The 23,353-nt window shown below is 73.6% G+C and carries 22 protein-coding genes; 12 read left to right on the top strand and 10 right to left on the bottom strand.

Going from position 1 to position 23,353, the window contains the following annotated elements; translation table 11 throughout:
* Positions 1 to 8: 8 nt before the first annotated feature.
* A complete protein-coding gene (locus tag ACIBSW_RS29205; protein ID WP_354722040.1) occupies positions 9 to 2,093 on the top strand; it encodes an N-acetylmuramoyl-L-alanine amidase in 2,085 nt (694 codons plus the stop codon).
* Here the strand turns inward: ACIBSW_RS29205 and ACIBSW_RS29200 are convergent.
* A complete protein-coding gene (locus tag ACIBSW_RS29200; protein ID WP_354722039.1) occupies positions 2,081 to 2,689 on the bottom strand; it encodes a hypothetical protein in 609 nt (202 codons plus the stop codon). The two genes, ACIBSW_RS29205 and ACIBSW_RS29200, sit on opposite strands and share 13 nt — an antisense overlap.
* A gap of 164 nt (positions 2,690 to 2,853) precedes the next feature.
* On the opposite strand from ACIBSW_RS29200, the gene ACIBSW_RS29195 reads away from it, so the two are divergent.
* The 3 genes from ACIBSW_RS29195 (at position 2,854) to ACIBSW_RS29185 (ending at position 5,934) form a co-directional block, all read left to right on the top strand.
* Positions 2,854 to 3,078 carry a DUF5999 family protein gene (locus ACIBSW_RS29195; RefSeq protein WP_404799508.1) on the top strand — a complete coding sequence of 75 codons (225 nt, stop codon included), beginning with the start codon at positions 2,854 to 2,856 and terminating at the stop codon, positions 3,076 to 3,078.
* A 36-nt stretch (positions 3,079 to 3,114) separates the two neighbouring features.
* Positions 3,115 to 5,490 (top strand): LuxR C-terminal-related transcriptional regulator, encoded by a 2,376-nt coding sequence (locus ACIBSW_RS29190; RefSeq protein ID WP_354722037.1) that lies wholly within the window; start codon positions 3,115 to 3,117, stop codon positions 5,488 to 5,490.
* A 78-nt stretch (positions 5,491 to 5,568) separates the two neighbouring features.
* Positions 5,569 to 5,934: a VOC family protein gene (locus ACIBSW_RS29185; protein ID WP_354722036.1), complete on the top strand. Its 366-nt coding sequence runs from the start codon at positions 5,569 to 5,571 to the stop codon at positions 5,932 to 5,934.
* Positions 5,935 to 5,969: 35 nt separating this feature from the next.
* Here ACIBSW_RS29185 and ACIBSW_RS29180 read toward each other — a convergent pair whose 3' ends face one another.
* Together ACIBSW_RS29180 and ACIBSW_RS29175 are read right to left on the bottom strand one after the other, a co-directional pair.
* Entirely contained in the window at positions 5,970 to 6,452 is a 483-nt protein-coding gene (locus ACIBSW_RS29180) for a TspO/MBR family protein (protein WP_354722035.1), read from the bottom strand.
* A gap of 30 nt (positions 6,453 to 6,482) precedes the next feature.
* Positions 6,483 to 7,118 carry a TetR/AcrR family transcriptional regulator gene (locus ACIBSW_RS29175; RefSeq protein ID WP_354722034.1) on the bottom strand — a complete coding sequence of 212 codons (636 nt, stop codon included), beginning with the start codon at positions 7,116 to 7,118 and terminating at the stop codon, positions 6,483 to 6,485.
* A gap of 77 nt (positions 7,119 to 7,195) precedes the next feature.
* Between ACIBSW_RS29175 and ACIBSW_RS29170 the strand changes: the two genes are divergently transcribed.
* Together ACIBSW_RS29170 and ACIBSW_RS29165 are read left to right on the top strand one after the other, a co-directional pair.
* Positions 7,196 to 8,776: a CocE/NonD family hydrolase gene (locus tag ACIBSW_RS29170; RefSeq protein ID WP_354722033.1), complete on the top strand. Its 1,581-nt coding sequence runs from the start codon at positions 7,196 to 7,198 to the stop codon at positions 8,774 to 8,776.
* Between the two features lie 65 nt (positions 8,777 to 8,841).
* Positions 8,842 to 8,991 carry a hypothetical protein gene (locus ACIBSW_RS29165; RefSeq protein ID WP_354722032.1) on the top strand — a complete coding sequence of 50 codons (150 nt, stop codon included), beginning with the start codon at positions 8,842 to 8,844 and terminating at the stop codon, positions 8,989 to 8,991.
* Here the strand turns inward: ACIBSW_RS29165 and ACIBSW_RS29160 are convergent.
* Positions 8,978 to 10,678 (bottom strand): alpha-glucosidase, encoded by a 1,701-nt coding sequence (locus ACIBSW_RS29160; RefSeq protein ID WP_354722031.1) that lies wholly within the window; start codon positions 10,676 to 10,678, stop codon positions 8,978 to 8,980. The two genes, ACIBSW_RS29165 and ACIBSW_RS29160, sit on opposite strands and share 14 nt — an antisense overlap.
* 41 nt (positions 10,679 to 10,719) lie before the next feature.
* Here ACIBSW_RS29160 and ACIBSW_RS29155 point away from each other — a divergent pair, with 41 nt between their 5' ends.
* From ACIBSW_RS29155 to ACIBSW_RS29140, 4 genes are all read left to right on the top strand, one after another.
* A complete protein-coding gene (locus tag ACIBSW_RS29155) occupies positions 10,720 to 11,721 on the top strand; it encodes a glycosyltransferase family 4 protein (protein WP_354722030.1) in 1,002 nt (333 codons plus the stop codon).
* 147 nt (positions 11,722 to 11,868) lie between these two features.
* The gene (locus tag ACIBSW_RS29150) at positions 11,869 to 13,020 is read left to right on the top strand and encodes a glycosyltransferase (protein ID WP_354722029.1); all 1,152 of its coding nucleotides are present in this window, start codon (positions 11,869 to 11,871) and stop codon (positions 13,018 to 13,020) included.
* Positions 13,017 to 14,099: a glycosyltransferase gene (locus ACIBSW_RS29145; protein WP_354722028.1), complete on the top strand. Its 1,083-nt coding sequence runs from the start codon at positions 13,017 to 13,019 to the stop codon at positions 14,097 to 14,099. Before ACIBSW_RS29150 ends, ACIBSW_RS29145 begins: the two co-directional genes overlap by 4 nt.
* Positions 14,096 to 15,634 (top strand): glycoside hydrolase family 130 protein, encoded by a 1,539-nt coding sequence (locus ACIBSW_RS29140; RefSeq protein WP_354722027.1) that lies wholly within the window; start codon positions 14,096 to 14,098, stop codon positions 15,632 to 15,634. Before ACIBSW_RS29145 ends, ACIBSW_RS29140 begins: the two co-directional genes overlap by 4 nt.
* Here ACIBSW_RS29140 and ACIBSW_RS29135 read toward each other — a convergent pair.
* Positions 15,620 to 16,300, bottom strand: coding sequence for a response regulator transcription factor (locus ACIBSW_RS29135; protein WP_354722026.1), 681 nt, complete (start codon positions 16,298 to 16,300; stop codon positions 15,620 to 15,622). The genes ACIBSW_RS29140 and ACIBSW_RS29135 overlap by 15 nt on opposite strands.
* Positions 16,288 to 17,391 carry a histidine kinase gene (locus tag ACIBSW_RS29130; RefSeq protein ID WP_354722025.1) on the bottom strand — a complete coding sequence of 368 codons (1,104 nt, stop codon included), beginning with the start codon at positions 17,389 to 17,391 and terminating at the stop codon, positions 16,288 to 16,290. Before ACIBSW_RS29130 ends, ACIBSW_RS29135 begins: the two co-directional genes overlap by 13 nt.
* Before the next feature lie 130 nt (positions 17,392 to 17,521).
* Here ACIBSW_RS29130 and ACIBSW_RS29125 point away from each other — a divergent pair, with 130 nt between their 5' ends.
* Positions 17,522 to 18,190 (top strand): hypothetical protein, encoded by a 669-nt coding sequence (locus ACIBSW_RS29125; protein ID WP_354722024.1) that lies wholly within the window; start codon positions 17,522 to 17,524, stop codon positions 18,188 to 18,190.
* Between the two features lie 3 nt (positions 18,191 to 18,193).
* Here ACIBSW_RS29125 and ACIBSW_RS29120 read toward each other — a convergent pair whose 3' ends face one another.
* A complete protein-coding gene (locus ACIBSW_RS29120; RefSeq protein WP_354722023.1) occupies positions 18,194 to 19,015 on the bottom strand; it encodes a methyltransferase domain-containing protein in 822 nt (273 codons plus the stop codon).
* Between the two features lie 152 nt (positions 19,016 to 19,167).
* Between ACIBSW_RS29120 and ACIBSW_RS29115 the strand changes: the two genes are divergently transcribed.
* Positions 19,168 to 20,193 (top strand): Gfo/Idh/MocA family oxidoreductase, encoded by a 1,026-nt coding sequence (locus ACIBSW_RS29115; protein WP_354722022.1) that lies wholly within the window; start codon positions 19,168 to 19,170, stop codon positions 20,191 to 20,193.
* Here the strand turns inward: ACIBSW_RS29115 and ACIBSW_RS29110 are convergent.
* From ACIBSW_RS29110 to ACIBSW_RS29100, 3 genes are all read right to left on the bottom strand, one after another.
* A complete protein-coding gene (locus ACIBSW_RS29110) occupies positions 20,190 to 21,164 on the bottom strand; it encodes an amidohydrolase family protein (protein WP_354722021.1) in 975 nt (324 codons plus the stop codon). The genes ACIBSW_RS29115 and ACIBSW_RS29110 overlap by 4 nt on opposite strands.
* A 91-nt stretch (positions 21,165 to 21,255) precedes the next feature.
* The gene (kynU, locus tag ACIBSW_RS29105) at positions 21,256 to 22,482 is read right to left on the bottom strand and encodes a kynureninase (RefSeq protein WP_354722020.1); all 1,227 of its coding nucleotides are present in this window, start codon (positions 22,480 to 22,482) and stop codon (positions 21,256 to 21,258) included.
* The gene (locus ACIBSW_RS29100; protein ID WP_354722019.1) at positions 22,479 to 23,315 is read right to left on the bottom strand and encodes a tryptophan 2,3-dioxygenase family protein; all 837 of its coding nucleotides are present in this window, start codon (positions 23,313 to 23,315) and stop codon (positions 22,479 to 22,481) included. Before ACIBSW_RS29100 ends, kynU begins: the two co-directional genes overlap by 4 nt.
* Positions 23,316 to 23,353: the final 38 nt, after the last annotated feature.

The raw sequence follows: 23,353 nt of genomic DNA, 5'->3' as shown, positions 1-23,353 counted from the left end.
GGAGAGACGTGGAGAAGACGCACAGGCGAGTCATCGCCACGATGCTCGGCACCGCAGTCGCGCTCAGCGGCGCGGCAGCGGGTGCGGCGAGCAAGGGCGGGGGCGACTCTCGGCGGGAGGTAGCGGCGAGTCGGCTCAGCCGGGCGCCCACCGAGCCGACGCTGCAGACGATCGAGCTGGCCCCGGCGACCGGCTCGTCGGCGGGCGGCCGCGCCTCCTCCGCGGTCGGCGCCCGGGCGGTGCCCCGGCGCGCCACCCGGCCGTTCAGCCTCGTCGGTGCGACCTGGACCGACCCGCGCGCCGCGCTCGCCGGCGCGGTCGAGGTCCGCACCCGGCGGGCCGCGGACGGCAGGTGGACCGGCTGGCAGCCGCTGGAGGCCGACGGCGTCTCCCCCGCCGAGCCAGGTTCCCGGGGCGGCACCGATCCACTCTGGGTCGGCGCCTCCGACGGCGTGCAGGCGCGGGTCGCCGCAGGACCGGGCCGCGCCGCACCGCCGGCCGGGCTGCGGCTCGACCTGATCGACCCCGGCGATCCGCCGGCACCGGCGCCGGCGCCGCGCGCGGCACCGCCGCAGGGCACCGCGCGCGTCGCCGTCCAGCCACGGCCGGCGCCGCGGCTGGTGAGCCGGGCCCGCTGGGGCGCGGACGAGTCGATCGTGCGGGCCGCGCCGGAGTACTCGGCGGACGTGCAGGTCCTCTTCGTGCACCACACGGCCGGCACCAACGGCTACCGCTGCGCCGAGTCGGCCGCGATCATCCGCGGCATCCAGGCGTTCCACGTCAAGAGCAAGCACTGGGACGACATCGGCTACAACTTCCTCGTCGACCGGTGCGGCACCCTGTTCGAGGGGCGCGGCGGCGGGGTCGCCCGGGCCGTCGTCGGCGCGCACACCCTCGGCTTCAACTCGCGCAGCAGCGCGATCGCGGTGCTCGGCGACTACACCGGGCGCCCGGTGCCGGCGCGGGTCAAGCGGGTGATCGCGCAGGTCGCGGCGTACAAGATCGGGGCGTACGGGAACACGCCGGCCGGCCGGGTCGCGATGGTCTCGAACGGCAGCGACCGGTTCCGGATGGGCAGCCGGGCGACGCTGAACCGGATCGCCGGGCACCGCGACACCGGCAAGACCGAGTGCCCCGGCGACCGCCTGTACGGCCAGCTCGGCTCGATCCGCAGCATCGCGGCGGCCGGGCCGCGGAGCCTCGCGCTGACCAAGGTGAACGGCGCGAGCAGGTCCGGCCGTACCTGGTACACGCGCGGCGTGATCCGGCCGTTCTGGCGCGTCGGCACCCCGACCTCGCTCATGTACCGCTTCGACCTCCTGGTCGACGGCGCGCTGGCCGCGTCGGCGCCGGGCGGGCACCGCAGCGGGCCGCTGCGGATCCCGGCCGGGCGGCACAAGCTGCGGATCCGCGCGGTGGCGCTGAACGGCCGCACGTCGAACGTCAACGTGACGGTCGTGTCGGACCGCACGCTGCCGCGGTTCACCGGCGGCCCGAGCGTGCTCCTTCGCACCGGCTCGCTGAACGGGGTCGTACCGGTGCGCGTGCGCTGGGCCGCGGCCGACGCCGGCGGGCTGCGCCGCGTCACGCTCAGCGGTCCGGTCACCGCCGGCCTCGGTGCCGCCGCGAGGACCTGGGCCGGCACGGTACGCCCGGGGGTGCCGACCACCTACGGCCTGCGCGCGACGGACCGGGCGGGCAACGCGCGGTCGGTGACGGTCACCCGTACGCCGGTGGTCGTCGCGGAGTCCCGGGCCGCGCGGACCGGGGCCTGGCGCACGCTGGGCGGCCGCGCCTACCTGGGCGGCGGCGCCCTGCGCAGCACGGCCGCGAACTCCTCGCTGAGCTGGTCCTTCACCGGCCGGTCGGCGTCGCTCGCGGTGACCCGCACGGCGGCCTCGGGCCGGGTGCAGGTCTACGTGGACGGCCGGCCGGCCGGGATGATCGATCTGCGCTCGCCGCGGACGCTGAACCGGCGGGCGGTATGGACCCGGGCCTGGCGCGACAGCGCGCGGCACACCGTGCGGATCAAGGTGGAGGGCACCGCGGGCCGGCCGGGCGTCATCGCCGACGGGCTGGTCTACCTGCGGTAGTCGTCGTCCGGGTCGTGCCGCTCGGCCAGCTGCTGATCGAGCACGACCCGCAGGGACCGCATGGCGAAGTAGAGCCGCGACTTGAGCTCCTCGACACCCACCGCGCGGGCCGCCGCGGCGTCCTCGAGCGAGACGCCGCGGTAGAAGAGCTCGATGAGGATGTCCCGATGCGACGCGGCAAGGTCGTCCATCGCCGCGACGATCGTCGTGGCCTGTCTGGTGCCCCGGTCGGGCACGACGACCTGAGGCCTGTCGTCGTGCCCGGCCGGGGCGAACCGCTCACCGTCACGCAGCACCTTTCTGGCGGTCAAGACGAGCCACGGACGTACCGCGGACGCACGCTGGGGATAGCGTCCGGGGTCCTGAGCGGCGCGGTAGAAGGTCTCCTTGAGCACACTGCGGGCGGCCACCTCGTCGCCGCCGGTCAGCCGGCGCACGTAGGCGGCCAGCTCCTCGCGGTGCGGCTCCACCAGGCTGTCGAACGCCGCCTCGGCGCGGGCCTGCGCGTAGCGCTCGGCCGCGCTGCCCGGCGTCGGCGAGAACAGGTCGGAGTGCAGCGGTGGTCGGCCCGGCCGGTCGGCCGCGTGGCGGCCCATGTGCGCCCCCCTCTCTGTAGGTCGGCGTCCATGGTGATCCACCGGACCCGCCGCCGGACACGGGAGAAGTACCCGCGAGCCGGTATTCGGGTACGGGTCGGGTAGTTCCCCGGTGTCTCACGCGGCGGTCGCGACGAACTCTTGGTCGCTGGAGGACCAACATGCTGTGCGTGCACGTGCCGCCCTGTCCCGGGGCCACCCAGACCGACCACCACGCCGCGCCGGTGGTAGCCACCCACCCTGAGCAGGGCTGGAGCCTGCTCTGCAACGGCGTGGTGACGTTTGACGACGACGGCGAGCTGCTACCGGACGGCCGGGCGGTCGCCCCGCGCGTCGACGCCGGGCTCGCCCTCGTTCGCCGACTCGATGCATCCTTGGGCATCCGGTAGCCCACTTTCGGAGGTCACACCTACTAACGTGCTCCTATGAGCGCCGCCACAACCTCGCGCGGTCCCGTCGGCAACCTGCCCGCCGAGGTGACCAGCTTCGTCGGCCGGCGGCACGAGATGACCGCCGTCCGGCGGATGCTCTCCACCAGCCGGTTGGTCACCCTGACCGGCGCCGGCGGCGTCGGTAAGACCCGGCTCGGCATGCGCGTCGGGCGGGAGATGCGGCGCGCGTTCACCGACGGCGTGTGGCTGGTCGAGCTGGCCGAGCTGCGCGATCCGGATCTGGTCGCGGTCACCGTCGCCGAGGCGCTCGGGGTACGCGAGGAGTCGGTCAGCCCGGACGCGCCGGGCCTGGCCACGTTCCTCGCCGACCGGCAGGCGCTGCTGATCCTCGACAACTGCGAGCACCTCGTCGGCGCCTGCGCGGACCTCGCCGAGACCCTGCTGCGCGCCTGCCCCGACCTGCGGATCCTGGTGACCAGCCGGCAGGCGCTGCGGATCTCGGGCGAGGCGACGCTGACCGTGCAGCCGCTCTCGGTGCCGGAGCCCGACGCCGCCTGCACCCCGGCGGACCTGCCCCGCTACGAGTCGGCCAGCCTGCTGGTCGAGCGCGCGACGGCGGTGCAGCCCGGCTTCGAGGTCACGGACGCGAACTGCGCCACGATCACCGCGCTGTGCCAGGCGCTGGAGGGTATGCCGCTGGCGATCGAGCTGGCCGTCGCCCGGCTGCGGGTGCTGTCGTTGCAGCAGATCCTGGAGCGCCTGACGGACCGGTACCGCCTGCTCACGGCGGGCGCCCGCAACGCGCCGGCACGGCAGCAGACGCTGCGCGCGCTGATCGACTGGAGCTGGGACCTCTGCTCCGAACCGGAGCGCGTGCTCTGGTCCCGGCTGTCGGTCTTCTCGGGCGGCCTCGAACTGGACGCGGCCGAGCAGGTCTGCGCGGACGAGAAGCTGTCCGCGGAGGCGATCCTCGACCTGATCGCGTCCCTGGTGGACAAGTCCGTCATCTCCCGCACCGGCGACGGCCCCCGGGCCCGCTACCGGATGCTGGAGGTGGTCCGCGAGTACGGCGCCGCCCGGCTGGCCGACGCCGGGGAACAGCCCGCGATCGCGCGCCTGCACTGCGACTGGTTCGCCGAGCTCGCCGCGTACGGCGACGCGCACTGGGCCAGCCCGGACCAGGCGGCGCTGATGCTGCGGCTGCGCCACGAGCAGGCGAACCTGCGGGTGGCGCTGGAGTTCGCGGTCACCGAGGGCCCGCCCGAGACGGCCCTGCGCTTCGCCGCGGACCTGCAGAACCACTGGTTCGTCCGGGGCTTTCTCTCCGAGGGCCGGCACTGGCTCGACCGCGCCCTGGCGATGCCGGCGCCGCGGCACTGGACCCGGGTGAAGGCGCTGCGGGTGGCGTCGTGGATCGCCTGCGTGCAGAACGACCGGCCGCGCGCCTACGTGCTGCTGGCCGACGCCCGGTCGCTGGCGGGCAGCCTGCCGCCGTCGCCGGAGTCGGCGTTCATCCCGCTGGTCGAGGGCAACATCGCGATGTTCGGCGGTGACCACGCGCGGGCGCTGCCGCTGTTCGAGCGGGCGCAGGCCGTCTTCCGCGACATGGGCGCGCTCAGCGGCGAGATGTGGACGCTCGCGGTGCTCGGGCTCGCCCGCGGCCTGTCCACCGGCGACCCCGCCCTGGGCTACCCGGACCTGATGGCCTGCCGCGACCTCGCCGCCGCCAACGGCGAGGTGTGGTGGCGCTCGTTCGCGCTGTGGGCGCTGAGCGTGCTGCGCTGGCGGGCCGGCGACACGGCGGGCGCGGCCGATGCGGCGAAGGAGAGCCTCGAGGTCGGCAAGCTGGTCGAGGACGAGCAGTTCGGCATGGGCCTGGCGCTGGAGGCGCTGGGCTGGGCGGCCGGCAGCGAACGCCGGGACCAGCACGCGGCGCAGCTGCTGGGCGCCTCGGAGCGGGTGTGGCGGGCGATGCACGCGTCGCTGTCGTCGTTCCGCAGCCTGCACGACTTCCACCACGAGTCGATCCTGGAGATCCGCGGCCGGCTCGGCGACCGGGCGTTCGACACCGCGTTCCGGCGCGGCGCGGCGCTGACCACGGCCGAGGCCGTCGAGCTGGCCCTGGACCGGGCGCCCCGCCCCGCCGCGGCGGCGGTGCCGGCGCCGCGCGCCGAGGCGCCCGCGGTGCCGCCGGCCTCCGACGCGCGCCTCGCCGACCTGGGGCTGACGCCCCGCGAGCGCGAGGTGATCAAGCTGATCGCGGAGGGCCTGAGCAACCGCGAGATCGCGGCCCGCCTGGTGGTGGCGCAGCGCACCGCGGAGGGCCACGTGGAGAACATCCTGAGCAAGCTGAGCTTCACCTCGCGGGCGCAGGTGGCGGGCTGGCTGGCGGCGCGCCGAGATACCTGACAGGAGGTGTCAGTCTCTTTCGGCAGGATCGGTGTTGACGGCGGCGACCGGCGCCGCCGACAACAGAGAGGTTCTGCCATGCCCGGATTCGCGTCCCTGGCAATGATCAACCTTGACGCCGAGGACCCCGCGGCCCTGGCCACGTTCTACTCGCAGGTGCTGGGCTGGAAGTTACAGCACAGCGACGCGGAGTACGCCATGATCGGCGACGGCTCGACCACCATCGGCTTCGGCAAGGTGCCGGGCTACTCGGCGCCGGGCTGGCCGAAGGAGGCCGCGCCCAAGCGCTACCACCTGGACCTCTACGTCGACGACCTGGACAAGGCGGAGGAGCAGGCCTTGGCGCTCGGCGCGACCAAGCCGGCGGAGCAGCCGACGCCGGACCGCTGGCGCGTCCTGCTCGACCCGGCGGGCCAACCGTTCGACATCTGCCTGCGCTCCTGATCCAGCGCTGAGTGACGCGGGCCCGCCCGCGTCACTCAGTTGGCGTGCCAGATGGCGGCGTTCAGGGCGGTGGCGAAGGTGACCCACAGCCAGTACGGCACCAGCAGCCACGCCGCCGTCCGCGAGATCGGCCGGAACAGGTAGATCGTGGCGCCGATCAGCGCCCAGAGCACGACGATGTCGACCAGCGCCAGCCCGTACCGCCCGAGGCCGAAGAAGATCGGCGTCCAGGCGGCGTTGAGGGCGAGCTGCACCGCGTAGACGGTGAGCGCCGGGGTCCAGCCCGCGCGGCGCCAGGCCAGCCAGCCGGCGACGGCGATCATCGCGTACAGGATGGTCCAGACCGGGCCGAACAACCACGACGGCGGCGCCCACGACGGCTGTTCGAGGCTCTGGTACTCGCCTGCCGTGCCGGCGACGCCGAGGCCGCCGATGAGCGCGGCGGCGAGGGTGGCGGCCGCGAACGGGAGCAGGCCCCACCAGGCCGTCCGGCTCCGGTGAAGTACGTGAACGGTCATGGCCGACCAGTACCCGCGGCGCCGGAGCGGCTAACCTCCGAGCAGGCCGGCGATCATCCGGGCCGCGATGGCCTCGAAGCTCGGCGGCGGCGCCGTCGTCGTTCCCTCGCTCATCACCCGGGCGAGCTGCGGATAGGCCCCGCTCGCCACCGCCGCCTGCAGCCGCGCGACGTGCTCGCCCACCCGCTCGGAGTCGGTGACCCCGGCCCGGGCCTGCGCCAGCTCGTTGGTCACGTAGCTCGCCACGAACCCGGTGAGCAGCGCCAGGATCTCCATCTTCGCCCCGCCCGGCAGGCCGGTCGGCTCGAGCGCGACCAGCCCGCGCTCCAGGTAGCCGAGCAGATTGGGGCCGCCGAGCTGCCGGTTGGGCAGCGCGGCGGGCATCCACGGGTGCCGCAGCATCAGCGCGCGCTGCCAGCGCACCAGGCTCAGCAGGTCGTCGCCGCCGTACGCCGGGTCGAACTCGCTGACCTGCTCGAACATCAGGTCGAGCAGCTCCTCCTTGTCCCGCACGTAGGTGTAGAGCGACATCACCCCCGCGCCGAGGTCGGCCGCGAGCCGCCGCATGGTGAGCGCGTCCAGCCCGTCGGCGTCGGCGACGGCGATCGCGGCCGCGACGACCTGCGGCCGGGTGTGCGCGGGCGGGCGACCTCTGGGCACGGGCACCTCCGGGATGCTATTTTCAGTACAACGTACGGGAATGAGGTCCGGTTATGGAACGTCTGCCATTTTTCCTTCGACTGATGCGCCGCCGCGCGCGGGCGACGGCGCGATACGACGTCGAGTGGGAGCCGGGCCTCGAGGTGCCCGCCGCCGACGGCAGCATCCTGCTCACCGACCACTACGCCCCGGTCACCGACGAGCCCTGCCCGGTGCTGCTCGTGCGCAGCCCCTACGGGCGCGGCTTCCCGTGGAGCCTGCTGTTCGGCGCGGGCTTCGCCGCGCAGGGCTTCCGGGTGATCGTGCAGAGCACCCGCGGCACCGGCGGCTCGGGCGGCGACTTCCACCTGTGGCGCAACGAGGCCGCCGACGGCCAGGCCGCGGTCGAGTGGCTGCGCAAGCAGGAGTGGTTCCCCGGCACCTTCGCGACGATCGGCCCGAGCTACCTCAGCTACGTGCAGTGGTCGCTCGGGCTGGACCCGCCGCCCGAGTGGCGTGCCGCCGTCCTGCAGGTCGCCGCGCACGACTTCCACCAGGGCTTCTACCCCGGCCGGCAGGGCGCGTTCCGGCTCGAGCTCGCCCTGGTCAGCGGCACGGCGTTCTTCCACCAGTCGGCCGGCCCGGCCGCATACGCCGCGGCGATGCTGCGGCTCGCCGTGCACCTGCGGCGCGCCGTCCGGGGAGTGCCGCTGCTCGACGCCTACCGGCGTGCGCTCGGCGGCCGGCGGCAGGAGTTCGAGGACTGGGTCAACCACCCGTACCCGGACGATCTGTTCTGGGCCGGCTCCGACGCCGGTCCGGCGGCGGACCGGATGACCGTTCCGGTGAGCCTGGTCAGCGGCTGGCACGACCTCACCCTCGAGCAGACCCTCGACCAGTACGCCCGGCTGCGCGCCGCCGGGCAGGAGCCGACCCTCATGATCGGCCCGTGGACGCACACGTCGGCGTTCGACAAGGGCTGGCCGGAGCTGTTCGCGGACGCCCTCGAGCACCTGCGGGTGCACCTGCTCGGCGAGGGCGAGCGGACCACCCGCGTACGGGTGCATGTCGACGGCGAGTGGCGCGAGCTGCCGGAGTGGCCGCCGCCGAGCACGGAGCTGCGCCTGCACCTGCGCCCGGGCGGCGAGCTCGGCGAGCCGGCCGAGGGCGCAACCAGCTTCGACTACGACCCCGCGGACCCGACGCCGTCGTTCGCCGGCCAACTGCAGTCGCGCACGCAGGGCGCCCGCGACAACAAGCCGCTCGAGTCGCGCCCGGACGTCCGGACCTTCACCACCGGGCCGCTGCCCGAGGCCGTCGAGATCATGGGTACGCCGACCGCCGACCTCTACGCGACCGGCAGCACCGGCCACTTCGACCTGTTCGTGCGGCTATGCGACGTGGACCCCGCCGGCCGGTCGGTGAACGTGTGCGACGGCTTCGTCCGGCTCACCCCGGACCACGCGGACGAGGACCCGGTGCGCATCGTGCTCGGCGCGGCCGGCCACCGCTTCGCCGCCGGCCACCGGATCCGGCTGCAGGTCAGCGGCGGCGCGCACCCGCGCTTCGCCCGCAACCCCGGCACCGGCGAGCCGATCGGCACCGCCGTGCGGCTGGTCGCCACCCGCACGACGGTGCATCACGGCCCGGAGCACCCCTCGGCGCTGGCGCTGCCCGTGGTTTGACGCACCTCGGTCCCGGGGTAACAGGCCCGCCGCCAGGCTGTCCCCCACAGAATCGAGGCTCTCCGATGTCCGTTCAGGCAATCTTCTACCTCATCGCCGTCATCCTGCTCGTGCTCGCCGCCCTGCCGATCGGCACGCGCGGAGTCTCCCTGGCCCTGCTCGGCGCCGCGTCCGCGCTGCTGGCGTTCTCCTGGGACACGATCACGGCCGGCTGACCCGCCGGTAGACGACGACCTGCCAGGGTTGCAGGATCAGGTCGTCCGGTGCCGCGGCGTTGGTGAGGAGCAGTTCCGCTCCCGCCCACGCCGCGGCGTCGTCGATCTCGGCCCGGACCGTCTCGCCGGTGAAGTTGCCGATCACCAGCAACGTCGTGCCGTCGAGCGCGCGGGTGAACGCGTACAGCCGCTCGTCGTTCGGCAGCAGCATGGTGAAGTCGCCGTGCACGACCGCCGGCTCGGAGTGCCGCAGCTCGATCAGAGCGCGGTAGAAGTGGTAGACCGAGTCGGGGTCCTCGACCGCGGCGGCCGCGTTGAGCTCGGGATAGTTCGGGTTCACCGGCAGCCACGGCGTGCCCTTGCTGAAGCCGGCGTTCGGCGTGGCGTCCCACTGCATCGGGGTGCGCGCGTTGTCTCGCCCCCGCGCCCGCAGCACGGTCAGCACGTCCTCCGGCGCGCGCCCCTCGTGGGTGACCGCCTGCGCGTACTGGCCGAGCGCCTCGATGTCGCGGAAGTCGGCGATGGTGCCGAACGGCGCGTTCGTCATCCCGAGCTCCTCGCCCTGATAGATGTACGGCGTGCCGCGGTGCAGGTGCAGGACCGCGCCCAGCATCTTGGCCGAGCGCTCCCGGTAGCGCGGGCCGTCGTCACCGAACCGCGAGACGACCCGCGGCTGGTCGTGGTTGTTCCAGTAGAGACTGTTCCAGCCGACCTCGGCCAGCCCGGCCTGCCAGCGCCCGAGGATGCCCTTGAGCGTGGTGAGCTTCAGCGGGTACAGCAGCCACGGATCGGCGCCGCGGTCGACCCAGACGTGGTCGAAGCCGAAGACCATGTCGACCTCGCGGCGGGCCGGATCGGTGTAGAGCACCGCCTCCTGCACTGTCACGCCGGGCATCTCGGCGACGGTCAGCTTCGCGTCGCGGCCGGCGAAGACCCGCTCGTGCATCTCCCGCAGGAACTCGTGGTTGCGCGGCCCGTTCAGCCAGTACGGCCCGCCGTCGCCGTACGCCGAGCCGGGCCGGGGCACGCCGTCCGGCAGCGAGGTGTCCTTGGAGATGTGGTCGATGACGTCCATCCGGAAGCCGTCGACGCCCCGGTCGAGCCACCAGTTCATCATCGCGTAGACCGCGTCGCGGACCTGCTGGTTCTCCCAGTTGAGGTCCGGCTGCTTGCGGCTGAAGATGTGCAGGAAGTACTCGCCGCTGGCCGGGTCGTACTCCCACGCGGAGCCGCCGAAGACCGAACCCCAGTTGTTCGGCTCGGCGCCGGGCGTGCCCGGCACCATGCCCTCGCGGGCCGGGCGCCACCAGTACCAGTCCCGCTTGGCGCTGTCCTTGCCCGCGCGGCTCTCCACGAACCACAAGTGCTCGTCGGAGCTGTGGTTGACGACCAGGTCCATGACCAGCTTCATGCCGCGCTCGTGCACGCCGGCGAGCAGCTCGTCGAAGTCCGCGAGGGTGCCGAAGACCGGCTCGATGTCCTGGTAGTCGCTGACGTCGTAGCCGTTGTCGTCCTGCGGGGACGGATAGACCGGCGACAGCCAGATCACGTCGACGCCGAGGCCCGCGATGTGGTCCAGGTGATCGATGATGCCCCGCAGGTCGCCCATGCCGTCGCCGTCGGCGTCGGCGAAGCTGCGCGGATAGATCTGATAGACGACTGCGCTGTGCCACCAGGGGTTCTCCATAACCCCTCTTTAACACGCCGATCCACTTCATACTGGGCCCCATGAAGATCGCCCTGCTCGGACCGGTCGCCTGGCGCACCCCGCCGCTTCACTACGGACCCTGGGAGCTGATCACCAGCCTGCTCGCCGAGGGGCTGACCGAGCGCGGCGTCGACGTGACGCTCTTCGCGACGCTCGACTCGGTCACCAAGGCGGCCCTCGACGGCGTCTGCCCGAGCGGGTACGAGGAGTCACCCGAGCTCGACGGCCGGGTGTGGGAGGCGCTGCACATCGCGTACGCGCTCGAGCGGTCCGGCGAATTCGACCTCGTGCACAACCATCTCGACTGGCTGCCGCTGGCATTCTCCGGGCACTGCCGGGCGCCGATGCTGACCACCGTGCACGGCTTCTCGGGGAGCAACATCCTGCCGGCGTACCGGCGGGCCAAGTCACACTTCGTCTCCATCTCCGACGCCGACCGCTCACCCGACCTCGACTACGTCGGCACCGTCTACCACGGCGTCGACCTCGAGGGGCTGCCGTTCGACCCGGCCGGCGGCGAGGACCTGGTCTGCTTCGGACGCATCCATCCGGACAAGGGCACGCACAGCGCCATCGAGATCGCGCGCCGGGCCGGGCGCCGGCTGACGCTCTGCGGCATCGTGCAGGACCCGCGCTACTTCGCCGAGCGGGTCGAGCCGCACATCGACGGCGAGCGGGTGGTCTACCTGGGCTCGGTCGGCCCGGCGGACCGGGCCCGGATCCTCGGCGGCAGCGCCGCGCTGCTGCACCCGATCCTGTTCGCCGAGCCGTTCGGCCTCTCCGTGGTGGAGTCGATGGTGTGCGGCACGCCCGTCGTCGCGTACCGGAAGGGATCGATGCCCGAGGTCGTCGACGAGGGCGTCACCGGCCGCCTGGTGGACGACGTGGACCAGGCGGTCGCCGCCGTCGCGGGCATCGACCGGCTGGACCGGGCGGCGTGCCGGGCCCGCGCCCGGGCGCGGTTCGGCGCGGACCGGATGGTCGAGGACTACCTGCGGATTTACCGTGAATTGGGCAGCTGAAATGGCCGATCTTGTTAATGTCCTATTACCGAATTGCGGCATTTCCTTAGTCGCCGCTGAATAGCTGAGGTGTGCGCCGCGCTCTCTGCCCGCGCGCGCCGGTTCGTGCTGCGGGGAGGCAGCCGCCCGATCAGAAAGGCCCATTTCATGCCCGCCACGTACGGCTTCCTGAGCACCTATCCCCCCACGCAATGCGGTTTGGCGACGTTCAATGCGGCGCTCGCCAGCCACCTGACGGGCGGCGCGCCCGGCAGCGGTGTGGTCCGGCTGCTCTCGGCCGACGCGACCGGGGGCGGGCTGGAGGTCGACCGGACGGCGCCGCGGATCGTGCACACCTGGCACACGGACACACCCGGCGGCTGGGCGGCCGCGGCCAACGCGCTGAAGCGGTTCGACGTGGTGGTCGTGCAGCACGAGTACGGCATCTACCCGGGCGACGGCGGCGACGAGGTGCTGCCGGTGCTGCGCGCACTCAAGATGCCGACGATCGTCGTGCTGCACACGGTGCTGAGCAACCCGTCGCCGCTGCAGCGCACGGTGCTCGAGCGGATCGTCGCGACGGCCGACGCGGTCGTCACCATGACCGACACCGCGCGCCGGCGGCTGACCACCGGCTACCGGGTCGACGCGGAGAAGATCACGGTCATCCCGCACGGCGCGGGCAGCCACTGCGGCACGCCGCGCTCGGCGAGCGCCACCCCGCACCTGCTCACCTGGGGCCTGCTCGGCCCGGGCAAGGGCATCGAGTGGGCGCTGCGCGCGCTGGCCCTGCTCGGCGACCTCGACCCGCACCCGCTGTACACGGTCGCCGGCCGGACCCACCCGAAGGTGCTCGAGCAGCACGGCGACGTCTACCGGGAGTCGCTGCGCAAGCTCGCCGCGGAGCTCGGCGTCACCGACGAGGTCACCTGGGACGACGTCTACCACGACCAGGCGGCGCTGAGCCGGCTGATCCGCTCGGCGGACGCGGTGGTGCTGCCGTACGACTCCACCGAGCAGGTCACCTCCGGCGTGCTGATCGAGGCGGTCGGCGCGGGCGTGCCGGTGGTCGCGACCGAGTTCCCGCACGCCGTCGAGCTGCTCGCCGACGGCCCGGGCCTGCTGGTGCCGCACCAGGACCCGGAGGCGATGGCCGCCGCGATCCGGCACGTGCTGGCGCTAAGGGATTCGCCAGACCAGCTGGCCGGCTTCACCGGCGGCCCGACGCTGCGCTGGCCCGCGGTCGCCGCGCGCTACCAGGCGCTGGCCACCCGGCTGGTGCAGGACCGCACCCGCGTTGCTACGTCGGTTCCCGCGTGAGCATCTCCTTGCGGCTGGTACCGCCGCCCATCCGACTCGTCGACGCGCCCGAGCCCAGCTGGGCGCAGATCGCCCGCCTCTCCGACGACACCGGCCTGCTCGAGCACGCCCGCAACGCGATACCCCGGCGCTGGCACGGCTACTGCGTGGACGACGTGTCCCGGGGCCTGCTCGTCGCCGCCCGCGAGCCGCAGCCCACCGCGCAGGTGGTCCGGCTCGCCGAGCGGTACCTGGCGTTCCTGACGCACGCGCTGGCGCCGGACGGCACCTGCCACAACCGCATGGGCTACGACCGGGTCTGGCACGACGAGCCGAGCCTCGGCGACTGGTGGGGCCGGCTGGTGTGGGGGCTCGGCACGGCCGCGGCCCGCTGCCCGGTCCCGTGGATCCGGGCCGGGGCGGCCGAGGGGTTCGCCAGGGCGGCCCGGCAGCGCTCGCCGTGGCCCCGGGCCATGACCTTCGCCGGGCTCGGCGCGGCGGAGGTGCTGCGGGCCGACCCGCGGTCCCGCGCCGCGGCCTCCCTGCTCGGCGACGCCGCGACGGTCATCGGGCCGCCCGGCCCCGACCCCGAGTGGGTCTGGCCGGAGCCCGAGCTGACCTACGCGAACCCGGCGCCGGCCGAGGTGCTGATCCAGGCCGGCGATCTGCTCGGCGACGAGCCGCTGCTCGCCGACGGCCTGCGGATGCTCTCCTGGCTGTGCCGCATGCAGGAGCACGAGGGCCACCTCTCCACCGTCCCGGTCGGCGGTTGGCGGCCCGGCGTGCCGAAGCACCGGCACGACCAGCAGCCGATCGAGGCCGCCGCGACCGCCGACGCCTGCGCGACGGCGGCGGCGGTGACCGGGGACGAACGCTGGGACGCGCCGCTGTTCATGTCCATCGCCTGGTTCCTGGGCGACAACGACACCGGCACGGTGATGTACGACCCCCTGACAGGTGGTGGATATGACGGTCTGAAGCCGGATGGCCCTAATCTGAACCAAGGCGCCGAATCCACCCTCGCGCTCATCTCCACGTTGCAGCACGCACGCGCGTTGGCGAGCAGGAGCGCGACCCGACCGTCAGGCGGACTGGCATGACCGCAATCATGGATCCCAGCGACCTCGAGCCGACGTCGACCACCTCACTCGCCCTGCGTCACGCGTTGACGATGCAGCCGGACGGCCGCCGGGTCGTCATCAAGCTGTTCGTGCCCGGCGAGGACGCCCAGATCGGACAGAGCCGGGCCTCCTCGATCATCGAGCGCGTCCTGCGCCTCACCGAGGAGGAGAACGCCCGGCTGCTCGAGGACGTGCTGGCCCGGTTCGCCGGGCGCCATCACGACATCTGCGCGACCTTCCAGCACCACTACGACCTGGTGCAGCACCGGGTGCCGCCGGAGATCGAGCTGTCGCCGACGGCCCGGGCGCTGATCGGCGCGTACTTCAGCCACGAGTTCTCCGTCGAGGCGGCGGCGCTGTGCAACCCGTCGATGGTCCCGCACCCGGACCAGAGCGACCTGGCGCCGGGCGAGCTGCGCACCGCGATCAGCCTGCGGCAGATCGGCGAGGGGCACATCTCCTCGATCGGCTTCTGCTCCGCGATCCTCGGCCCGGACGACACGATCCGGCTGGAGGACCGCTCCGGCCCGCTGATGATCGGCCCGCGGGTCGGCGCCAAGCACCGGCGCGACCTGCTCGCCGCCGGCCTGGCCGAGGAGGACATCGACAACGAGATCACCGCCACTGTGCTGTCCTCGCTGCCCGACCGCTACGACGACGAGGCGTTCGAGGACGTCCTGCACAACCTGCCCGCCGAGCTGCTGGCCCGGCCGCTCGCCAACGAGACGCTGGAGCTGATCCGGCGCATCGTGGCCAGCGATTACGCGGTGACGTTCCCGGCCACCGCCCCGCTGCACCAGCGGGTGCTCTGGCCGGCCACGCCGGCCGAGAGCAACGGCATGGAGGACGCGCGCTTCGTGCAGGTCGAGGAGGAGGACGGGCGCACGGCCTACTACGCCACCTACACCGCGTACGACGGGCGGCACATCGCCGGCCGGCAGATACACACCCGCGACCTACGGCACTTCGAGGTGACCGCGCTGCGCGGCCCGGCCGCCCGCAACAAGGGCATGGCGCGGTTCCCGCGGCCGGTCAACGGGCGGCACCTGGCGCTGTGCCGCAGCGACGGCGAGACGCTGGGGCTGAGCGTCCGCGACGAGCAGAACCGCTGGCAGGAGGCCGTGCCGCTGCTCGTGCCGCACCGCGGCTGGGAGCTGATCCAGGTGGGCAACTGCGGGTCGCCGGTGGAGACCACCGCGGGCTGGCTGGTGCTCACCCACGGCGTCGGCCCGATGCGCCGGTACGCGATCGGCGCGATGCTGCTCGACCTCGACAACCCGGAGCTGGTCATCGCCGACCTGCCGCACGGGCTGCTGGAGCCGGACGAGATCGAGCGCGAGGGCTACGTGCCCAACGTCGTCTACTCCTGCGGCGGGCTCGTGCACGCGGGGCGGTTCTGGCTGCCGTACGGCGCCAGCGACGTCCGGGTCGGCTTCGCCAGCATCCCGCTCGACAAGCTCCTCGACGCCATGGTGCCGTTCGCCGACGGCCCGGGTGGGTCATGGCGGTCCTGAGGACTCCTCACGCGCGTCGTGCACCAGCAGGGCGACCTGCACCCGGTTCGTCGCGTCCAGCTTGGTGAGGAGCCGGGACACGTACGCCTTGACCGTCGCCGTGCTCATCCGCAGGGCCGTACCGATCTCCTGATTGGTGCGGCCCTGCGCCACGAGCGACGCGACGTCGCGCTCGCCGGGGCTGAGCCGCCGCAGCGCCGCGCGGGCCCGCTCCCGGGACGGGTCACCTCCGGCCGCCGCGACCAGGCCCATCATCCGGCGCAGCACCTCCGGCGAGAGCATCGGCTCGCCCGCCGCGACCCGCCGCACGGCCCGGGCGATGTCCGCCGGCGGCGTGTGCTTGAGCAGGAAGCCGCCGGCGCCGGCTCGCATCGCCCGCAGCACGTGCGCGTCGGTGTCGAACGTGGTCAGCACGATCACCTCGGGCGGGTCCCGGCGGGCGCGCAGCGACTCGGTCGCGGTCAGCCCGTCCATGCCCGGCATCCGGATGTCCATCAGCACGACGTCCGGGCGGTGGGTGTTGACCGCGGCGGCGACCTCGGTGCCGTCGGCGACCGCCCCGGCCACCTCGATGCCGTCGAACTCGTTGAGCATCATGGTCAGCCCGGCCCGCACGAGTGCGTCGTCGTCGACGAGCAGCACCCGCACCGGGGTCACGGCGTCCACGGCAGCCAGGCCCGGAGCCGGAACTCGCCGGCCGTCGTCGGCCCGTGCTCGAGGCGGCCCCCGGCGAGCTGCACCCGCTCGCCGATGCCGACCAGCCCGGCGCCGGCCCCCGGCAGCGTCTTCCCGCCGGCCACCAGGGCGTTGCCGACCTCGACGACCAGGCCCTGCTCGGCGTGGCCGGTGACCGCCACCCGCACGCTCGCGCCCGGTGCGTGCTTGCGGGCGTTGGTCAGCGCCTCCTGCACGATCCGGTACGCGTGCCGGCCCAGCCCGGCCGGCACCGGCTCGGCGGCGCCCAGCTCCAGCTCGACCCGCGCGCCGGCCTCCCGGGACTGCTCGATCAGCGCGGGCACGTCCGCGAGGGTCGGCTGGGGCCGGTCGTCGGCGGGCTCGCGCAGCATCCCGATGACCTGCCGCAGATCCTCGAGCGCCTCGTACGCGCTCTGCCGGATCACCCCGGCGGCCGCCCGCTCGTCCTGCGGCGCGTCCCGGCGCACCTCCAGCGCGCCGGCGTGCACGGCCAGCAGCGAGATCCGGTGTGCGAGCACGTCGTGCATCTCGCGCGCGATCCGCTCCCGCTCGCCCAGCCGTGCCTGCTCGAGGCGCAGCTGCTGGCCCTGTTCGGCCTGCCGGGCCCGCTCGTCGTACGAGCGGACGAGCTGCCGTTGCGAGCGGACCAGCATCGCGATCGCGACGACGATGACGTCCAGGAGCACCATGAACGTCACCGACTCCCAGTAGACGCGGGTCGGGCCGAGCGCGATCAGGTAGACGCCCGCGAGCGTGACGGCGTGCAGCGCGGCGACCCCGACGGCGACCCGGGCCGGCCGGTAGAGCGCGACGGCGAAGAGCGCGATCGGCGCGGCGCCCATCGGCATCCCGAAGAGGATGCCGAGCGGGATGAGGACGAGGGTCAGCGCGACCGGCCGGCTCCGGCGGAACAGGACCAGGCCGGCCACCGCGACCAGGCCGGCGACCAGCTCGGCCCACAGGGGCCAGCCGTCGCCCTCGCTGATGGTCGTCGCGAGGAAGAAGGAGCCCAGCAGCAGCGCGAGGACCGCCAGGACACCCTCGATCTGCCAGCGTCGCATGCCTGGACGGTACTGCGCCGCGGCCGCCGCGCGCAGTGGCCGGGTGGCGGTCACCATGTCGACTTTGGTCGACGCGGTCGCTACCTCCGCCGGTATCCGCCGCCCGGCGCGGGCCGGAGACTCTGCGGGTGTGACCGACGACTCGACGACCGTGGCGACACCGGTGTGGGCCCGCGCCGCGACCTGGGCCGCGCTGCCCGCCGGCGGTGCCGGGCTGGGCTGGGTCGTGCACCAGCTGCCGGACTGGATCCTGCGCATCCCGTTCGCGCCGATGCGCGGGCCGTTCCGGCTGGCCGCCCGGCTGCCCGAGCCGGAGGCGACGATCGGCGCCCTGCTGCTCGGCACGCTCGCCGGCCTGGTGCTGGCGTTCCTGGCCGACCGGGAGTCGCTGAGCGTGCGGATGTCGCACTCCGAGGTGACGCTGAAGCGGCCGGGCACCGTCCGGACGGTGCCGCGCGCCGAGGTGGCGGTCGCCTACCGCGAGCGCGACCGGCTGGTGCTGCTCGGGCGGACCGGGCGCGAGCTGGCCCGCGAGCCGTCACACCTGTCGTCCGCGCGGCTGGCGACGCTCTTCGGCCCGGCCTGGTCCGACCGGGACCCGTACGCGGACGCCTATCGGCGCTGGGTGCCGGGCCTGCCGGACGTCCCGGCGGAGGCGGAGGCCCTCTTCCTGGCCCGGCAGCGCGCGCTGGACGGCGGCGACGGCGACGACGCCGCGGAGCTGCGCGGGGAGCTGGCCCGGCTCGGCTTCGTGACGCGCGACGAGAAGAAGCGCCAGCACTTCCGCGTGACGGGCTGAGCCCTAGACGGTCGCGGCGACGACCCAGATGGTCAGCACGGCGAGGAAGTCGCCGTCCTCGCCGGCCCGGTCGACCTGGTCGAACCAGCGTTCCCGCAGGCCGTCCGGTGTCATCCAGGACTCCTGCGGCACCTGCGGGTTGACCATCGGCAGGACGACTGCCGCCGAGGCGGGGTCCGGGAAGTAGCAGGTGACCGGGGTCGCGCTGATGTCGTGCAGCCCGTAGCCGACCAGCCGCCGGCGCAGCGTGCGGCCCATGTCCACCTGGCGCGGGGTGAGCCGGCCGTGCATGTGTTCGACGATGGTCTGCGCCAGCCCGGCGTCCACGCCGTCGAAGGCGAGCGAGCCCCAGTCGGTGTCGAGCAGGCAGACCCGGCCGCCGGGGCGGGTCACCCGGATCAGCTCGCCGATCGCCACGTCCGCGTCGTCGACGTGCTGCAGGACCCGCTCGCACCACACCCCGTCGAAGCTGTCGTCCGCCAGGTCGAGGGCGGAGACGTCGCCGGTGAGGTACCGGATCTCGCCGCCGTCGTGCCGCTTGCGGGCCGCGGCCAGGGTCGCCGCCGAGTGGTCGAGCGCCACCACCTCGCCGCCGGGCGCCACCGCGGCCGCCAGCGCGCGGGACACGTCGCCGGCGCCGCAGCCGGCGTCGAGCAGGCGCTGCCCGGGCGCCGGGCGCAGCTCCCGCCACGCGGTGTCGCGCACGCGGCGGATCTCGGGGTGCCGGGACATCCCCTCGAGCGCCGCGACCAGCATGGCGATCATTTCCGGTGGCATCGAGTCGAGGTCCGCGAAGGGGGTGCGGTCCAGCTGTGCGGGCTCCATGGCACCGATACTGGCTCGGCGAGCGCGCCATCGTGACGGGCCGTCAACCTTCCGACACGGAACTTCGCTCTTTCGAGGTATCCGGGTTGTGGTGTGTTCCTGGACACCGTCCCACCCGTCGACGGCGATCGTGGCACGTAAGATCCCGAAACATGACGGCAACACGGATCGGTCTGGTCGGGTACGGCTCCGGTGGGCGGATCTTCCACGCGCCCCTGCTCGCGTCCGCGGAGGGCGTCGAGTTCGCGGGCGTGGTGACCCGTTCGGAACAGCGCCGCGAGGAGCTGGCGAAGGGGCACCCCGGCGTGCCCGCGTACGGCTCGATCGCGGAGCTCGCCGCCGCGGGCGTGCAGGCCGTCACGATCTCGACGCCGGCCGCGACGCACGCGGCGCTGGCCCGCGAGGCGATCGAGCTGGGCCTGGCCGTGGTGGTGGACAAGCCGTTCGCGCTGGACGCCGAGGCGGCCCGCGAGGTGACCACCCTGGCCGCCGAGGCCGGCGTGCTGCTCAGCGTCTACCAGAACCGGCGCTGGGACTCCGACCTGCTGACCCTTCGGCGGCTCATCGGTGAGGGCGCGCTGGGCGAGGTCCGCCGCTTCGAGTCCCGCTTCGAGCGCTGGGCGCCGGACCGCGCGCCGGGCGCCGCCGGCGGCGGCACGCTGCTCGACTTCGGCGCGCACCTGGTCGACCAGGCGCACCTGCTCTTCGGCCCGGTCTCCCGGGTGTACGCGGAGATGCGCGGCGACGGCGACCTGGACGACGACGTCTTCGTCGCCCTGCACCACGAGAGCGGCGTCGAGTCGCACCTGTGGGGCAGCTGGCGCCAGGCCGCCCCCGGCCCCCGCTTCCGGGTCAGCGGCACGACCGGCACCTACATCATCGACGGCGTCGACGGCCAGGAGGCCGCGCTGAAGGCCGGCCGCTCCCCCGGCGACCTGGGCGAGCGCTGGGGCGTCGAGCCGGAGCACGCCTGGGGCCGGCTGTACCGCGGCGCGACGGGCGCGCCCGTGCGCAGCGAGCGCGGCCGCTGGGACAGCTACTACCCGGCGTTCGCGGCGGCGGTCCGCGGCGAGGCGCCCCTTCCGGTCGACCCGCTGGACTCGGTCCGCAACATGGACGTCCTGGACACAGCCCGGATCAGCGCGACGACCGGCGAGACGGTGAAGCTCAAGGGCTAAGGACCCAGCACCCGGGCCTTCGCCAGCGAGTCGGCGAAGGCGTCGGGCGCCAGGTCGAGGCCGTCCGGCAGCCACGTCGGCTCGGCCAGCTCGGGCTCGGTCATCGCGGCGAGGATCGCGGACGGGTCCATGCCCGCCCGCAGCAGCGCGCCGAGCTCGCGCGGGTTGACACCCGCCGGCAGCGGCCCGTTGCCCAGGTCGGTGCCGTAGCGCACGGTCCCGCCGTGTGCCAGGAAGCGCCGCAGGTTGCCGATCGCCGTGTCCTGTTCCGGCGTCGGCCGGCCCCAGCCGTGTATGTCCAGGGTGCTGATCCAGGTCATCCGGGCGGCGGCGTCGCGCACCAGGGCGTCGTCGAGCTCCTCGGTCCACGGCGTGTGCGCGAGCAGCTCCACGCCGGCCTCGTAGGCCGCGGCGACCGTGCCCGGGCCCTCCGCGTGCGCGACCACCGGCAGGCCGCCGGCGTGCGCGGCGCGGACCAGCGCGGCCAGCGTCTCGGTCGGCAGCATCGGGCCGCCGGCGTGCGCGGTCACCTTGATCAGGGTCGCCCCCGCGGCCCGGGCCTCGCCGACCGCGTCGGCCGCGTCGTCCGCCGAGCGCACCTCGCGGCAGCTGCCGGCCGGCGCCCACGAGCGGTCGCTGGGATATCCGCCGGGAGCGATCATGAAGGGCCCGGCGTAGCGCACGCCGGGCGCACCCCGCGCGGCCAGCTCCGCGACCTGCTCCGGCACGCCGCCCAGGTCCCAGACGTACGCGATCCCGCCGTCCCGTACCGTCGTCAGGTCGACGAGCGCGGAGTGCACGTGCGCGTCGCGCAGGCCCGGCAGCACCGCGCCGGGCAGCCGGCGCGGCACCGCGCCGGCCGGGATCTCGGCGACCGGCACGACCGCCCGCGGACCCGGCCCCAGCCGCAGCGCGGCACCGGCGTGCGACCGCCCGTCCCACCAGATGGTGTCGGCGATCAGCCAGGTCACGATTGAGCCTTTTCAACGTGGCCCGGGCGGCAGCTCCCGGCACCGGTCAACGGCCCGGAAAGCTCTGGCCCGAGGCCAGGTTGAAAATTGCTCATTGCTTCTCGAGCAGGATGCGCAGCATCGAGAGCCCGCGGTAGACCTCCGCGAAGCTGGTGCTCAGCGGGGCCGGGCCGATCCGGATGCCGTTCGGGTTGCGGAAGTCGGGCAGCACGCCGTTCTCCCAGAGGGTGCCCAGCAGCCGCTTGAAGCCGGGGTGCTGCAGCGTCACGTGCCCGCCGCGGTGCGCCGCGTCGCGCGGGCCGGCCACCTCGACGCCGAGCGGCGCCAGCCAGCGGTCGGCCAGCTCGAGGACGTAGCCGGTGAGCAACACCGACTTGGCGCGGACCGCCCCGATGCCGGCCCGCGCCAGCATGTCCAGGTTGGCGTGCAGCGGGACCATCGCCAGGATCGGCGGGGTGCCGCTGAGCAGCGCCCGCGCGCCCTCGGCCGGCTCGTGGCCGGGGCCCATCTCGAACGACGCCCGGTGCCCCATCCAGCCCTGGATCGGCTGGCGCAGCTCGCCCTGCAGGTCGCGCCGCAGGTACGCGAACGCGGGCGCGCCCGGGCCGCCGTTGAGGTACTTGTAGGTGCAGCCGACGGCCAGGTCCGCGCCCCAGTCGTCCAGGTGCAGCTCGACCGAGCCGACCGAGTGGCTCAGGTCCCAGAGCGTCAGCGCGCCGGCCGCGTGCGCGATCCGGTTGATCTCCTCGGCCGGTGCGATCCAGCTCGACTTGTACGCGACGTGGCTGAACAGCACCAGCGCGGTGTCATCGTCCACCACCTCGGCGACCTGCTCGGCGGTGACGCCGGCGACCGGGTCGGTCTCGATCCACACCAGGGACAGGCCGCGCTCGGCGGCGATGCCCTCCAGCACGTACCGGTCGGTGGGGAAGTTGTCGGTGTCCAGCACGATCTTGCGGCGGCCCGGCCGGGCGTCGACGGCCGCCCGCGACATCTTGTAGAGCAGGACCGTGGTGGAGTCGGCGACCACCACCTGGCCGGGAGCGGCGCCCAGCGCAACCGTGCCGAGCCGGTCGCCGAGCTCGAGCGGCCACTGCATCCAGCCCTCGGTCCAGCCGCGGATGAGCCGGCCGGCCCACTGCTCGCGGACGAAGTCGTCGAGCAGCCGCGCAGTCTCCCGCAGCGGGCGGCCGAGCGAGTTGCCGTCCAGGTAGGAGATGACGTCGAAGCCGTCCGGGGTGATGAAGTGGTCGCGCAGGTGTGCCAGCGGATCGGCGGCGTCCAGGGCCTCGGCGCGCGCCAGCAGATCGTCGGTCATGCGTGTGCTACTCCGATTTCGGTGCGGACGACGTACAGCTCCGGGAAGAACGTCAGGTCCAGGGCCTTGCGCAGGAAGTCGACGCCGCTGGAGCCGCCGGTGCCGCGCTTGAAGCCGATGGTCCGCTCCACGGTCTTGAGGTGCCGGAAGCGCCAGAACTGGAAGTTCTCCTCAAGGTCGACGAACTCCTCGCAGGCCTCGTAGGCCTCCCAGTAGGCGTCCGCGTTCTCGTAGATCTTCACGAACACCGGCACCAGGTCCGCGTTGTAGCGGTACGGCAGGGTCACGTCGCGCTGCAGCAGCTCGGCCGGCACGTGGTGCCCGGCCCGGGCCAGGTAGCGCAGGAACTCGTCGTAGACGCTCGGCGCCTCCAGCGCCGAGACGAGCAGCTCCTTCGCGCCCGGGTCGTCGTCGAAGATCGACAGCATTCGCTTGTCCTTGTTGCCGAGCATGAACTCGACCGCGCGGTACTGGTACGACTGGAAGCCCGAGGAGGTGCCGAGGAAGCTGCGGAACTCGGCGTACTCCGACGGGGTGAGGGTGGCCAGCACCGACCACTGCTCGGTGAGGCAGCGCTGGATGTGCTTGACCCGGGCGAGGCCCTTGAGCGCCGGGCGCAGGTCGTCGGCGGCCAGCTGCCGCTGCACCGCGCGCAGCTCGTGCAGGATCAGCTTGAGCCAGAGCTCGGAGGTCTGGTGCTGCAGGATGAAGAGCAGCTCGTCGTGGTGCTCGGGGACGCTGACCGGGTGCTGCGCGGACAGGACCTCGTCGAGGTGAAGGTAACGCCCGTACGACAGATTGACCCTGAAGTCGCGGACGATGCCGGCCTCCATTGGCCGCTGGTTCGACGACACTCTCCCGCCCTCCTCAG

The sequence above is a fragment of the Actinoplanes sp. NPDC049668 genome (assembly GCF_044465445.1).
Lineage (GTDB): Bacteria > Actinomycetota > Actinomycetes > Mycobacteriales > Micromonosporaceae > Actinoplanes.
The sequence above is the reverse complement of the archived record's forward strand: the minus strand, read 5'-3'. Positions and strand labels throughout refer to the sequence as shown.